The sequence below is a fragment of the Microvirga antarctica genome (assembly GCF_017921815.1).
Classification (GTDB): Bacteria; Pseudomonadota; Alphaproteobacteria; order Rhizobiales; family Beijerinckiaceae; genus Microvirga; species Microvirga antarctica.
Map to the genome: position 1 here is coordinate 37783 of NZ_JAGEMM010000001.1, position 13942 is coordinate 51724.

Here is a 13942-nt window from a genome sequence, read left to right on the forward strand (position 1 = left end):
CCAGCTCACGCTCGCAAGGGTGTGCGACCACATCGAACGTCACAATGGAAACGAGGCACGGTTCTGGTCAGGTCCGTTCCAGAGCCTCTGCGATGGGTGTCACAACATCGACAAGCAGCGCATCGAGAACGGCGGCAAGGCGCGCCAGGTGCTCGATGCTGACGGGTGGCCGCTGCCTTAGGCAGGGGGGGGCGGACGATTGGTTACAGCCTTTGGGGGCCTACACCGGTCCGGGCCAAAAGCGCGTTATCCCGCAGGTTTTCGTTTGAATTACGGAATTTGAAAAATGGGCAAGCGGGGACCCCGGCCGAAGCTGGCGGCTATCGAAAAAATCGAAGGAAATCCGGGGAAAAGGGTCATCATTGAGACCGGCATTGTCGCTGAAGGCGACGTGTTCATTTCTAGCCATTTGCACGAAGATGCGCAAGCCTGCATCGAGATCATCAAGTCTTCAATGCCCCCCAAAACGTACGCGAAAGTCGACAGTTTTGCGCTGGCTGCCTTTGCGACGGCTTGGGCGATTCACAAGCGCGCCGCACATGAGATGAGCAATCCGGACTTTGAGTGGCTCGTCGTGAATGGCGCGGGAAGTCTCGCGAAAAATCCATGGTTCGAGTATCTCAGAGGCGCGGCGAAGGACATGATGTCGCTCGGCGATCGTCTGGGCCTCGATCCAAAGGCAAGGGCCGGGCTCAAGCTCCCCGAGCAAAAGCCGAAGAGCAAATTCGACGGCCTGATCGGGCAGAGCGGATCATCGCGTTCATTGAATGCCTGATCGTTCCGAGCGGTGAAGGGCAGGGCGGCCCTTTCAAACTTCGCGAATGGCAGAAGACGTTCATTCGCGCGATCTACGAGCCCCACCAGTTCACTGGCGAGGAGTGGCGGCGGATTGTTCGCCGGGCCATCCTTTCCATCGCACGCAAGAACGGGAAGACAGCGCTCATCGCCGCCCTTGTGCTCGCCCACCTGGTCGGGCCTGAGGCTATCCCGAACGGAGAAATCTACTCCGCGGCGAATGATCGTGAGCAGGCGGCTCAGGTCTTCAAGGTTGCCCGTCAGATGGTGGATGCGGATCCGGAGCTCAGCGCTCTCGTCCGCGTCATCCCGTCGACGAAGACCCTCGTCTGCTATGGCAACGGATCGTTCTACCGGGCCATTTCCGCGGAGGCCGGAACCAAGCACGGCCTCAACCCATCGTTTGCCATCTTCGACGAGCTGGCCCAGGCAAAGAGCCGTGAACTCTACGATGTGATTGACACCTCGTTCGGCGCCAGGGCCGAGCCGTTGTTCGTGGTGATCTCGACGCAATCAAACGACCCTGAACACATCCTGTCGAAGCTCGTCGATGACGGCCTGAATAGTGCAGACCCTACGATCGTCTGCCACCTCTATGAGGTTCCGGAGGAGCAGAAGGACATCTTCGATCCGAAGTGCTGGAAGCTCGCCAATCCGGCACTCGGTGACTTTCGCTCGCTTGACGATCTGGAGGCGATCGCCGCCAAGGCGCAACGCATGCCGGCCGAGGAGCCGAAGTTTCGGAATCTCTACCTCAACCAGCGAGTCGCGCCGGTTTCGTCGCTGATCTCGCGGGTCGAGTGGTTCGCTTGCGCAGGAGAGCCGGAGTTTTCTGACGGCGAGGCCGTCTACCTCACCCTCGATATGTCGACGGTGGTGGACCTGTCGTCCCTCTGCATGGGAAGCGCCGAGGACCCCACTCGGATCAAACCCTATTTCTGGAAGCCGGCCGATCTCCTCGAGGAGCACAGTCATCGGGACTTCGGCACAGGCAACCGCCGCTATGTCGAATGGCACGCCGCGGGGCATCTCGAGACTTCACCCGGCCGATCGATCGACCCTGCCGTCATCGCCCTGAAGATCGCCGAGCTCTGCCAGCGCTACCGGGTTCTGGGCCTCGCCTATGACCGATGGCGGATCGACGACCTGTTGCGAGAACTGGACCGCATCGGCCTCCAATCCTTCAAGGAAGGCGAGAAGGGCGACGGGCTGCGCCTGATCCCATGGGGTCAGGGTTTCAAGGATATGGCCCCGGCCATCGACGCCCTTGAGCTCGCGGTGATCGACCGCAAGCTCATTCATCCGTCCAATCCGGTGCTCAACTGGAACATGGCGAACGCGGTGGCGACAATGGATCCGGCCGGCAACCGCAAGATCGACAAGAACAAGGCTCGCTTTCGCATCGACGGCGCGGTGACACTGGCCATGTTGTGTGGCCTCAAGTCGCGCGACCGCCAGGACGAGAAGCCTCCCGAATATCAGATGCTTTTCCTCTAGGAGATACGGCATGCACCGCGCTTACAGCGTCCTCGAGATCCGCTCATTCAACGATGGCGACAGGGTGATCGAGGGCATCGCCACAACCCCGTCGGCCGATCGGATGGGTGATGTCGTCGAACCGATGGGTGCAAGATTCGCGTTGCCAATGCCACTTCTCTGGCAGCACAACCACGATGAACCCGTCGGGCATGTAGAGTTCGCCAAGCCGCCTCCCAAGGGCATCCCCTTCAAGGCCCGTATCGCCATCATCGACGAGCCGGGGAAACTGAAGGATCGGGTTGATGAGGCCTGGCAATCGGTCAGGGCGCGTCTGGTACGTGCCGTATCGATCGGTTTCAGTCCGCTCAAATACGAAATCATGAAGGATGGTGGGTACTGTTTCACCGAGTGGGAATGGCTTGAGCTGTCGCTCGTCACCATCCCGGCGAATGCTGAAGCCACGATTCAGACCATCAAGTCCATCGACAAGGAATTGCGGGCCGCGTCAGGTCACGTGCAATCCGATGACGTGCGACCTGTACCGCCCGGCGCTTCGGGATCCCTCAAACAACAACCCAACGCGCCTGAGGAGGGCCGTAACATGAAGACAATTGCCGAACAGATTGCGGCATTCGAGGCAACACGTGTCGCCAAGTCAGCCCGCATGACCGAGTTGATGAACAAGGCTGCTCATGAGGGCGTGACTCTCGATACGGCCCAGACTGAGGAATATGACGCGCTCGAGACTGAGGTTAAATCCATCGACGATCATCTCGTGCGGCTCCACCGAATGGAGAAGGTGAATAATGCTGCCGCAAAGCCGGTCGACGGGACGAGCTCCGACACAGCTTCAGCATCCCGTGGCGGCGCAGTCCGCGTAGAGGTGAAAGGCAGCAATCTGCCCAAGGGTACGGCATTCACGCGCTACGCCATGGCCCTGGCGCTCGGCAAGGGCAACCTCATGCAATCCGTTGAGATTGCTAAGGGCTGGCATGAGAGCACGCCCGAAGTTGAAACGGTTCTCAAGGCAGCGGTTGCCGCCGGCTCCACTACAGATGCCGATTGGGCAAAGCCGCTGGTCGAGTACCAAAACATGGCTTCCGAGTTCGCCGAACTTCTGCGGCCGCAAACGATCATCGGCCGCATTCCCGGCCTCCGTCGCGTTCCATTCAACATCAAGATCCCGCGGCAGACCGGTGGCTCCTCTGCCTCATGGGTAGGTGAGGGCGCTCCAAAGCCGGTTTCTGAGCTGTCGTTCGACCAGATCACGCTCGGTACGACCAAGCTTGCCGGGATCGTTGTCCTGACCGAGGAATTGGTTCGCGCCTCGAACCCCGCGGCGGAATCGATCGTTCGCCAGGATCTTTCCGACACCATCATCCAGACGATGGATAAGGACTTCGTCGATCCTGCAAAGGCTGCCGTCGCGAACGTCTCGCCGGCCTCCATCACGAACGGTGTCACTCCCGTTGTCGCCAGCGGCACCGACGCAGATGCAGTCCGAGGGGACGTGCGAAAGCTATTCTCGAACTTCCTTGGTGCGAACCTGTCGCTCGCCGGCGCGGTTTGGATCATGTCGGAGACCCAGGCGCTCGGTCTGGCGATGATGCTCAACGCACTGGGTCAACCTGAATTTCCGGGAATATCCATCAACGGCGCGAGTGGCGGGACTTTCTTCGGGCTGCCTGTCGTTCTCTCGGAAAACGTCACCGCGAACGCCGGCAGCGGCAATCCTTTGGTTGGCGCCGGCGCGCGCATCATCCTGGCGAAGGCGAGCGAGGTTCTGCTCGCAGATGACGGGCAAGTCATGCTGGACGCGAGCAATCAGGCCTCCCTCCAAATGGACAGCGCTCCGACCAATCCGCCAGTCGCCGCGACCGTGATGGTCTCCCTGTGGCAGATGAACATGGTCGGTATTCGCGCCGAGCGCTTCATCAACTGGACAAAACGGCGGCCGGGCGCGGTTCAGTTCATCGACAGTGCGAACTACGGCGCTTGAACATGATCTCGGAGGGCCGGTGAAAGCCGGCCTTCCCCGTTCGTTCGGAGGTGACGATGAAGATGATTGCGACAAAATCAATGACTTACGCGACTCGGCGACTTAACGCCGGGGACGTCTTTGATGCAAAGCCGCGCGACGCGCGCATCCTGCGGGCCGTGAAAAAGGCCAGGTACGACGCCGCGACCGATTCTGACGAGGCGATAGGACACGACGCCGCGAGGCCGGCTGATCTCGCCGAGCTTCGGGTTGAGTACGAAAAGCTGGTCGGCAAGCGCCCGTTCATGGGTTGGGATGCTGCCACGCTGCGCGAGAAGATCGCGAACCGGACCGAGGGCTGAAACGGTGGAAGTCTTCGGCCTCTCGATCAAACGTCGGGGAAAGGGGGCTTCACTATCGCCCGTCGACAACCGCGGTGGCTGGTGGGGGATCATTCGCGAAGCGTTCGCGGGGGCCTGGCAGCAGAATGTCGAGGTGCGGCTCGATACGGTTCTCACTTATCATGCCGTCTATGCATGCGTGACGCTGATCGCAACAGACATCGCAAAGCTACGCATAAAGCTCGTCTCGCAGGATGCCGGCGGAATTTGGAGCGAAGTCGATAGCCCCTCCTTTTCGCCAGTTCTCAGGAAACCGAACCGCTTTCAGAACCGGATCAAGTTTGTCGAACAGTGGATTGTCTCAAAGCTCATCAACGGCAACACCTACGTGCTCAAGGTGCGAGACAACCGCAATGTGGTGACCGCACTCTATATCCTCGACGCCAGCCGCGTTAAGCCGCTGGTGGCGCCGGACGGATCGGTCTTCTATGAATTGCAGCGGGACGAACTCTCAGGTGTCTCTCAAGACAATGTCACGGTGCCCGCTCGCGACATTATTCACGATACGATGGTGGCGCTTTACCATCCGCTTGTTGGCGTCTCACCTATCCACGCATGTGGTCTCGCGGCAGTCCAAGGGATCCGAATCCAGAACAATTCGGCCCAATTCTTTGGCAACGGATCCAACCCGGGTGGTATTCTCACAGCCCCGGGAAAAATCGACGAAGCTACTGCGGCGCGTCTGAAGGCCCATTGGGATGCCAACTATACCGGCGCGAATGTTGGCAAGGTCGCGGTGCTTGGCGACGATCTCAAATACGAGCCCATGAGTGTCAATGCTGTGGATGCGCAGCTCATCGAGCAGCTCAAATGGACCGCTGAAACCGTTTGTTCGTGCTTCCATGTCCCGCCTTACATGGCTGGGATCGGGAGCATGCCCACCTACAACAACATCGAGGCGCTGAATCAGCAATACTACACGCAGTGTTTGCAAGGTCTCATCGAGTCGCTGGAGCTCTGCTTGGACGAGGGTCTTGAACTTCCGAAGCCCTACGGCACGGAACTGGATTTGGACGGTCTCTTGCGAATGGATACCGCGACGCAGTTCCAGTCGATAGCGAACGGTATCAAAGGCGGATTTCTCGCTCCGAACGAAGGTCGGAAAAGGCTTGATCTTCCTCCGCTCAAGGGCGGCGACACGGTTTACTTGCAGCAGCAGCAGTTCAGCATCGAGGCGATCGCCGATCGTGACGCCGATAAGCCCTTCAGCAAACCGACCGAGCCCACCGCGCCATCTCCTCAAAAGGAAGAAGAGCCCTCGGCCGCGGATGCTGCCGAGCGGTTTGCCTCTGGTCTCCAGCTGAAAGCCCTACAGAGGTTCAACTATGTTTGATGTGGGCAAGATGGTGGACGCTGTCCTTGATGCCATCGACAGGCCGTTCGGTGCCTTGGCGAAGCGCTTGGACGCACTCGAAAGGCGAGAGTTGCCTGAGCTCGTTCCGGGGAAGGACGGCCGGGACGGCGTTGACGGCAAGGACGGAGCCCCGGGCCGCGATGGCCGGGATGGTTCCCAGGGATTGCCCGGTGAGAAGGGCCGTGACGGGAAGGATGGCCGGGACGGTGTAGACGGCAAGGACGGTGCTCGGGGGTGCGATGGCCGGGACGGGTCCCAGGGATTGCCTGGAGAGAAGGGCCTTGACGGTAAGGATGGCCGTGACGGCGTTGACGGTAAGGACGGTGTGCCAGGGCGGGATGGCCGCGATGGTTCGCAGGGCCTGCCTGGAGAGAATGGCATGGCCGGGAAGGATGGCCGAGACGGCGTTGACGGCAAGGACGGTGCTCCGGGGCGCGACGGTCTTCCCGGATTAGCCGGTGATCGGGGCAAGGACGGTCGGGACGGCATCGATGGAAAGGACGGCGCACCAGGTCGGGATGGGGAACGTGGCGTCGATGGAAAAGACGGGCGGGATGGGATTGACGGCAAGAATGGATTGGACGGTCGCGACGGCGCAGCGGGTCGCGACGGTCGCGATGGGTTCGGATTCGACGACCTGGAAATGTCGCATGATGGCGAGCGAAGCTTTTGCTTCCGTTTCACCCGAGGCGAGGAGGTTAAGGAGTTCGCGTTCTCAATTCCGGCAGTTATCTACCGCGGCGTCTTCAGGGAAGGGATGACTTACGCCATTGGAGATTCCGTCACGTGGAGCGGATCCCAGTGGATTGCCCAGAATGAAACAGCCGAGAGACCCGAGACGGGCAAGGGATGGCTGTTGGCAGTTAAGCGCGGCCGCGACGGGAAGGATGGGAAGGACGGCGGACGCGGGGAGCGCGGTCCCCAGGGAAATCCCGGACGAGACCTGACGCAAGTCGGCCCCGATGGGAGCAAGTGGTAATGGCGCTTGTAGTCGTGACCCCGGCAGTCGCCACACGGTTGACGACGGCAGACAAGGTGATTGCGGAAGCCGGCCCTGCAGCAGCCGATATGGATGAATGCGACCTCGAAATGCTGATCGACCAAGCGTCTGCCTTGGTCTCCGGATTCTGCAATCGCGTGTTTGCCATGGAGACGGTCCAGGAAACATTCCGCAATGGGAGAAGCGGGCCTCTGATACTTCGCAGGAGGCCCGTCGTTTCGATCGACGCCGTCAAAACCGCCGGATCAATTGTCAGCAGCGCTGACGTCGATCTCGAGGCGGAGTCGGGCTTGCTGTACCGCGCCACGGGCGATTGGACCGGCCCTGTCGAGGTGACATACACATCCGGTTACATTTTGCCGGGCGAGAATGACAGCAACCTTCCGGGACTCGTGGAACGCGCCACTATTCTCGTTGCGACCGCCATCATCGCGGGACAGGCGCGAGATCCGCTGGTGAAGAGTGAGAGCGTGGAAGGCATCGGGCGAACTGACTATTTTGCCGGGTCTTCTGCTCTCACTCTCCCGCATCCTTCAGCGGAGTCGCTCCTGCAGTCCTTTGTCACTCCGACGTTGGTTTGACATGCATCCCTCTCAGGCCCTTGCAGCCCTTGACCGCCAGTTGGCGTGCCACGGCCAGACAATCCGCCTTCGGCGCGGCGCGGCCTCGACGCCCACCGCAACGGCCTGCCTGAGGGCCCATGTGCGGCGGTCACGGACAGACGAGCTCGCCGGCGACGTCGCCCAGGCCTTCAGCACGGTCATCCTCTCGCCCTCGGGCCTCGCGGCTCAACGCTGGCCGGCCTGCGAGCTTCGTCGCGGCGACTTCATCACCATCGACGGCCGCCTCTGCCACGTCGAGGCGGTCGAGGCGCTCAAGATCGGCGACACGGTCGTGCGCATCGAAGTGCAGGCAAAGGGCTGATCGATGGCGCGCCTGCAACCCGTTTCGCGGGAACTCACCATCGCCGTCTCGGCGGACCTTGCTCCGGCCGCCCAGGCGAAGCTGATCGCCGATGCCGCGCGCCAGGGACTGAAGGAAGCGCAGGCAGACAACCAATCGGCGCTCGGGCATGTCCCGGCGCATTCGACTTTCGTGAATGGAAGTAGCAGTGAGGCGCTGGAAAGCGTCAATCCCGACCGCGGCTCAATCGCGTTCGTCTTCGACGTGCAGAACCCCGTTGTGGATTGGGTGTGGGACCAGGTCGTGCGGCACTCGCCGGTTCTCACGGGCCGCTATCAACGCGCGCACCTGCTTTTTGCCGACGGCGTCGAAATGGCCGAACCCGATCCCGTGAAGACGGCCGACGAATGGGTGGTCATGGCCGGCGTCCCCTATGCCCGCAAGATCGAGCGCGGTCTGTCCAAGCAGGCGCCCGAGGGTGTCTATGAGGCGGTCTCGGTTCTCGCCGCCCAGCGCTTCGGCAACCTCGCGCAGATCCGCTTCAGCTATCGCACGGCCGTCGCCTCCACGGCCGAGGTGGCCAAGGAGAGAAAAGCGGCCGATCGCGCGGGCCGGCAGCCTGCCATCATCATCAGGATGCGCTGAACCATGGCCCGCAAGGCAGTCATTGAGGCCGTCACCGCGCGGCTCGCGGCGCAGTGGACCTCGTGTCCCATCATCCCGACCAATCGGTCAGGGGACCGGCCCCGGGACGGCAGCCCCTTTCTGGTGGTGCAGTTTCCGGTCGCCAACACCGCGCGGCTCACACACTCCGCTTACTACAGGGAGGAGGGGGCCTTTCGCATCGTCATCGCCACCGAGCGGGGCGAAGGCATGGCCACACCACTCGCCTGGGCGGACGAGCTTGCCGCCCTGTTTCGCTCTCAGCGCTTCGACGGGGTGCGGTGCAAAACTCCGGGTTCGCCGCTGATCCACGACGAGAACGACGACGGGGCCTATTTCGTGACGTCCATCGTCGTCCCGTATTTCTTCGACTTCCAGGACTGAGCAGGAGCTATCCATGGTGCAGATCACGAACAACAGCCGCCAGACCCTGACCTATGTGGTCGGCGGCACGCGCGCCAACCCCGAGCTTGCCTCTATCGCGCCGGGCGAGACCGAGACCCTCAGCATCGATCCGAACGACGCGACCCTGCGCGGCCAACGCCATGCGGGCGTGATCTCGATCGACGCCCGGCGGCCACCACGCCCCCGCAAGGACCAGGCGCCGCAGGAGCCCGATCCGGCCGCCTGATCGCCTCCACGGCATCGTCTTCAAGCCCCGTCGCCCGCGGGGCTTTTTCATGCGCACACGGCCCTGGGCAGTCGTGATTTTCTGCAGAAGGACACCACGATGGCAATCACCACCGCCACCGGCACCAAGATCTATATCGGCCCCGCCGTCACCGACACGACCGATACGATCCCTGAATTTGCGGCACTGACCCCGTGGGTCGAGATCACGCTTGTCGAGACCTATGGGGAGTTCGGCGACGAATCCTCGGCTGTGACGTTCGCTGCGGTCGGCGACGGCCGTGTCCGCAAGGCCAAGGGCGCCCGCGATGCCGGCACGCTGGCCCTGACGGTCGGTCACGACCCGCTCGATGTGGGGCAGGCCGCCATCGATGCGGCCGAGAGCACGAGCAACACCTACGCGTTCAAGGTCGTGCTCTCCGACAGCCCGTCCGATCTCTACACGGACACGGTCATCTACTTCCGCGGCCTCGTCATGTCGAAGCGCAAGAACGTCGGCGGCAACGATAACGTGCTGCGCAACACCTACAACATCGGCATCGACTCGCCGCTCCACACGATCCCGTCCGCCCTTATCTGATCGCCGGCCGGCGAGGGGCGGGGCGGTCATGTCGGGTGCCGCTCCGCCCCATTTTTCCACACCCGACGATCCGACACCGAGAAAGACACCCGATGAAACTGACATCGCTCAAGATCGATACCGAGAAGCTCGAAACCGGCGCGTGGGTCGACACCATTCCGGAGATGGGCGAGCTTCGCCTGCATGTGCGCGGCCTCAACAACGCGGATTATCGCCGGCACCAGGCCAAGCTCCTGGAGGCTGTGCCGCGCGCCAAGCGCGTCGGCGGGCGCATCGATCCGGACGAGCAGGATCGTATCGTGTCCCTCTGCCTGCTCAACACGGTCCTGCTCGACTGGGACGGCCTCACGGATGATGACGACAAGGCCTTGCCGTACAGCCGGGACATGGCCCAGACGCTCCTCGTCGATCCGGCTTATCGCCGCTTCAGGGACGCAGTGATCTGGGCTGCCGGCGTCGTCGCCGAGGATGGCGATCTCGCCCTTCAGGACGCGGTGGGAAACTCCTCGCCTGCCTCCGCTGGCACCTCCAATGGGGCAGCCAGTCAGGGCACTACGAGCGCCTGATCGAAGAGGGCCGCGACGTGCCTGCGGCCTATCTCGACCGTCCGCTCCTCGATCCGCATCTTCAACTCTACTGGGATGCGTTCTGGGAGCTGACGTCGGACCGGCCCGTCGGCATGAGCGTCGGGCCCATCCCGTTCTCGTCCATCGCCCGCTGGGCGCAATGCTACGGCATGTCGGCGGTCGATAACCTCGAGCGCCTGCGGGTGATCGTTCGGGCGCTCGATGGTGAAAGCCTCAAACATGGCCGGACGAAATCCGGGCGCGAGGAGCGCCTGGTGGAAGTCGCGGCCGACGACGTGGCCGGCGTGCGGTACGTTTTTCAGGGGCTTACGGCAAGGGCGCTACGCAACCGAACATAAGGGACATGCGGTTAAGAGCATCGGTAGGCATCTCCCACCGCGTTGTGGCTCGACCACCCACTACTGAAGTCGATGAGCAGCAAGTGCGTGCCGCTGACCTCCGCCGTCTTGCTCTTGAGCTGGGCGAGCAGGCTGTCATAGCCCTGCGACGCGAGAACTCCAGTCATCAACGAGGTGGCCCTGATCTGTCCGAGGTTCTGGCAGCCCGCCACGGCGGCCTGCTCGCGCACAATTTTCACTGACACATCGCGATCAGAACTCGAGACACACCCGGCTAACAAACCTGCCGTAGCGGCAATCATTGTAGGCAATCGCTTCATCAATCCGCTCCACCGGCACCCTGCCGATTCGAAATGATATTACAAGTGTCGATAGGTTGTGAACCATGAAGGTCGGCGAGATCGTCCGCGAGTACCGGCTCGAGGCGCGCGCGGTGGGCGTCCAGGAAACGACGGCTGCCGCGCGTGCCCTCGGTGCGGCCAACGATGCGGTGGCAATCACCAGCGAGCGGGTGGAAAAGCGCAGCCTCGATGCCGGCAGGGCGCTGGAAAGCCTGGCGCGGCGGATGGATGCGGATTACCGCGCGACGCAAAACCTGGTGGCAGCCCAGAACCTCCTCGATCGCGCTATTGCGCAAGGGCTCGGCGGCACCCGGTCGTACGAGGTCGCGCTGGAAAACGTCCGGCTGAAACAGGAGCAGCTCGCGCGATCCGCCAAGGGCGTGACCGCCGCCAACACCAACATGGTCGGGCAATCGGCCAATCTGGCGGCGCAGTTCAACGATATCGCCGTGCAGCTTGCCGGTGGCACCTCGCCGCTGACGGTCGCGCTGCAGCAGGGCACGCAGATCTCGCAGGTTTTGGGACAGGCGGGGGCCGGAGGTGTCGTGAAGTCGCTCGGCGCGGCCTTCCTGTCCGTCATCAGCCCGGTCAGCCTGTTGACGGTCGGCATCATCGCGGCAGGCGGGGCTGCCGTTCAGTACTTCGCCACGATGGGCGGGGGCACGCAGGATCTCGACGACAAGCTGAAGCGGCATAGCGAGATCATCAAGGGCGTGAAGGACTCCTACGGCGAGGCCATGAAGGGCGTCGAGCAATATGGCGAGACCAGCAAGAAGGTGCTGGAATCGCAGTTGCGCGCCTCCGTCCTGAGCCTTGGGGCCGAGATCAAGAAGACCTCGGACGAGTTCCTCAAATCGGTCAGCCGCACCCAGCATGTGCGCGCCGGCACCGGCTTGTCGCGCGCCTCGACGACGGTCGAGACGGTCGATCCGCAATACCGGGCTTTTGGGGAGGCCATCGCCAAGTTTCGCGAGGAATCGGCGCGCGGTGCGCCGGACATCCGGGCCTTGCGGGATGCGGTTGCCGACGTCATGACGCGCTTTTCTGACAACAAGAGCATCAACGAGTTCGGTGCGAAGATCCTTGACGCCTCCAAGAACGCCTCTGATCTCGACAACACCCTGCGGGCCGCCAACGGGACGCTGACGGCAACCGGCACGATCGCCGCCAACAGCGCCGAACGGGTCAAGGTCTTTGGCGCGGCGCTGACCGCCATCAACGGCCTCGGTCTTCCCGATCTGACCGACGCCGAGAAAGCCTTAGAGGCCTATCGCAAGGGCGTCTCAGCCGCCGTCACGCCCGGCGATCAACGTGTCATCAAGGACGCTCTGGTCGATGCGCAGGCGCGGATCAACATCCGCGACACCACGAAGGCGTTCGAGGAGCTGACCAAGGCAGAGCAATCGGTTCGGCTGCAGGGCATGAAGCCGCTCGAGCGGGCGACCGAGGAAGCCAACGCCAAGTTCCGCGAGCGTCAGGTGGCCATCGACAAGCTGAAAGCATCCGGGGCGGATTCATCCGCGGTCACACAAATGGAGGCCCGCAGCCACAAGCTGCTCGCTGAAGAGGTGCGCAATGCCGGTGCGGCCGAGCAGGAGCGCGGCGCGAAGTCCAAGGATGCGTTCGATGACGCGCTGACGACCGCCCACGCGCGGACCCAGCAGATCGCCGAGGAAACCCGGCTGCTCGGCCAGAACGGCGCCGAGCTCGAGGCTAACAAGCTGCGGATCGAGCTCGAAGCCCAGGCCAAAAAGAAAAGCATCGCCATGTCGGACGAGGTTCGCGCCTCGATCGAGGCGGAGGTGGCGGCCCGTCGCCAGGCCGTGCAGGAGCATAACGCCGCGCGCATGATGGGCGACCTGACTTTCGAGCAGGATCAGATGGGCCGCAGTCCGGTCGACCAGCGGGTCTATTCGCAATTGCGCTCTGCCGGCATCGAGGTCAATTCGGTGCAGGGCGAGATGATCGCCGATCAGATCCGCTTCAACGAGCAGCTGAAGGAAACCAAGGATCTGGCGGGCGAAGCGCTGAAGGGCTTCCTGTCCGATATGCGCAACGGCGTCTCGGCCTCGAAGGCGTTGGACAACGCGCTCGCCCGCATCGGCGACCGCCTGGCCGAGAAGGCGCTCGATCAGCTTACCGGGGGCCTCTTGGGCGGCAAGAGTGGGCTCAACCTTGGGGCTGCCAACGACAACACGCCGGGCAGTGAGGGCGGCCTGCTCTCCGGTCTGGGCAAAGCGATCGAAAGTGGCTTTGGCAAGATTTTTGGCACCGGCTCACTCACCGAGGCAGCGCCAAAGCCTGCCATGGAGGGCGGGATGCAGCGGGCCGGCGTCGCGGCCCAGGCGCCTGGCGGCGGCATGGGCGGCCTTGGCGGGCTTGCCGGCGGGGCCAGCCATGAAGGCGCTGAAAGCCGAGTTTACCGGCGATCTCAAGAGCAAGATCAACGATGCCAGCGGCAAGGGCTACCTCAACGATGCGGCCGACCTGGTCAAGGAACGCGCACGACTGCTGGCGGACGCCAAGCGCCTCAACGTCAACCCTGCGCTGGTCGAAAAATACTTCTCGACCGCGGCCCAGAAGCTCGTCGACGGGGCGCAGTTGACCGGCGGCGCGTTTGACGAGCTGATCAAGCAGTTCCCCTCACTCGGTGGCGTCGTCAAGCAATACGCCGCAACCATGGACGAGGCAGCCACCCGCACGGCGGGCGCGATCTCCAACATCCAGAAGTTTCTCGACGATCTCAAAGGCGGGCAGGGCTCGACCCTGTCGCCGGAGGATCGTCTTACTGCGGCCCAGGCAGCCTATGGCCGTGAGTTCTCGAAGGCGCAGGGCGGCAATCTTGACGCGCTCTCGGGCATCACGAGCTATGCGCAGAACCTGCTCGATGCGA

At 62.7% G+C, this 13942-nt stretch carries 16 protein-coding genes; 15 read left to right on the forward strand and 1 reads right to left on the reverse strand.

Annotation, left to right across the window (positions count from 1 at the left end):
• Positions 1-286: 286 nt before the first annotated feature.
• The 14 genes from J4G32_RS21580 to J4G32_RS00270 all read left to right on the forward strand — a co-directional run bounded on the left by J4G32_RS21580 (position 287) and on the right by J4G32_RS00270 (position 10708).
• Positions 287-775: a P27 family phage terminase small subunit gene (locus J4G32_RS21580; protein WP_246504705.1), complete on the forward strand. Its 489-nt coding sequence runs from the start codon at positions 287-289 to the stop codon at positions 773-775.
• Positions 775-2292, forward strand: a complete 1518-nt coding sequence (locus J4G32_RS00210) for a terminase large subunit (RefSeq protein WP_343232603.1) — start codon at positions 775-777, stop codon at positions 2290-2292. Before J4G32_RS21580 ends, J4G32_RS00210 begins: the two co-directional genes overlap by 1 nt.
• A gap of 64 nt (positions 2293-2356) precedes the next feature.
• Complete coding sequence (locus J4G32_RS00215) at positions 2357-4273, forward strand: phage major capsid protein (protein WP_343232560.1); 1917 nt, start codon at positions 2357-2359, stop codon at positions 4271-4273.
• A gap of 56 nt (positions 4274-4329) precedes the next feature.
• A complete protein-coding gene (locus J4G32_RS00220; RefSeq protein WP_246504706.1) occupies positions 4330-4614 on the forward strand; it encodes a hypothetical protein in 285 nt (94 codons plus the stop codon).
• Between the two features lie 4 nt (positions 4615-4618).
• Positions 4619-5986, forward strand: a complete 1368-nt coding sequence (locus J4G32_RS00225; protein ID WP_343232561.1) for a phage portal protein — start codon at positions 4619-4621, stop codon at positions 5984-5986.
• A complete protein-coding gene (locus tag J4G32_RS00230; protein ID WP_210482739.1) occupies positions 5979-6986 on the forward strand; it encodes a collagen-like domain-containing protein in 1008 nt (335 codons plus the stop codon). The genes J4G32_RS00225 and J4G32_RS00230 overlap by 8 nt, the downstream gene beginning before the upstream one ends.
• Before the next feature lie 56 nt (positions 6987-7042).
• Positions 7043-7588: a hypothetical protein gene (locus J4G32_RS00235; protein ID WP_210482741.1), complete on the forward strand. Its 546-nt coding sequence runs from the start codon at positions 7043-7045 to the stop codon at positions 7586-7588.
• 1 nt (position 7589) lies between these two features.
• Entirely contained in the window at positions 7590-7931 is a 342-nt protein-coding gene (locus J4G32_RS00240) for a hypothetical protein (RefSeq protein WP_210482743.1), read from the forward strand.
• Between the two features lie 3 nt (positions 7932-7934).
• Positions 7935-8555, forward strand: coding sequence for a hypothetical protein (locus tag J4G32_RS00245; RefSeq protein ID WP_210482745.1), 621 nt, complete (start codon positions 7935-7937; stop codon positions 8553-8555).
• Between the two features lie 3 nt (positions 8556-8558).
• Positions 8559-8957, forward strand: coding sequence for a phage tail terminator-like protein (locus J4G32_RS00250; RefSeq protein ID WP_210482747.1), 399 nt, complete (start codon positions 8559-8561; stop codon positions 8955-8957).
• Positions 8958-8970: 13 nt separating this feature from the next.
• Positions 8971-9204 (forward strand): hypothetical protein, encoded by a 234-nt coding sequence (locus J4G32_RS00255; RefSeq protein WP_210482749.1) that lies wholly within the window; start codon positions 8971-8973, stop codon positions 9202-9204.
• 99 nt (positions 9205-9303) lie between these two features.
• Positions 9304-9783: a phage tail tube protein gene (locus J4G32_RS00260; protein WP_210482751.1), complete on the forward strand. Its 480-nt coding sequence runs from the start codon at positions 9304-9306 to the stop codon at positions 9781-9783.
• A 92-nt stretch (positions 9784-9875) separates the two neighbouring features.
• Complete coding sequence (locus tag J4G32_RS00265) at positions 9876-10349, forward strand: hypothetical protein (RefSeq protein WP_210482753.1); 474 nt, start codon at positions 9876-9878, stop codon at positions 10347-10349.
• Positions 10349-10708, forward strand: a complete 360-nt coding sequence (locus J4G32_RS00270; RefSeq protein ID WP_485020559.1) for a phage tail assembly chaperone — start codon at positions 10349-10351, stop codon at positions 10706-10708. The genes J4G32_RS00265 and J4G32_RS00270 overlap by 1 nt, the downstream gene beginning before the upstream one ends.
• Positions 10709-10719: 11 nt before the next feature.
• Here the strand turns inward: J4G32_RS00270 and J4G32_RS00275 are convergent, their stop codons facing one another.
• On the reverse strand, positions 10720-10953 hold the full coding sequence (locus J4G32_RS00275; protein ID WP_210482757.1) for a hypothetical protein: 234 nt from the start codon (positions 10951-10953) through the stop codon (positions 10720-10722).
• 140 nt (positions 10954-11093) lie between these two features.
• Between J4G32_RS00275 and J4G32_RS00280 the strand changes: the two genes are divergently transcribed.
• A complete protein-coding gene (locus tag J4G32_RS00280) occupies positions 11094-13670 on the forward strand; it encodes a phage tail length tape measure family protein (protein WP_210482759.1) in 2577 nt (858 codons plus the stop codon).
• Positions 13671-13942 lie beyond the last annotated feature (272 nt).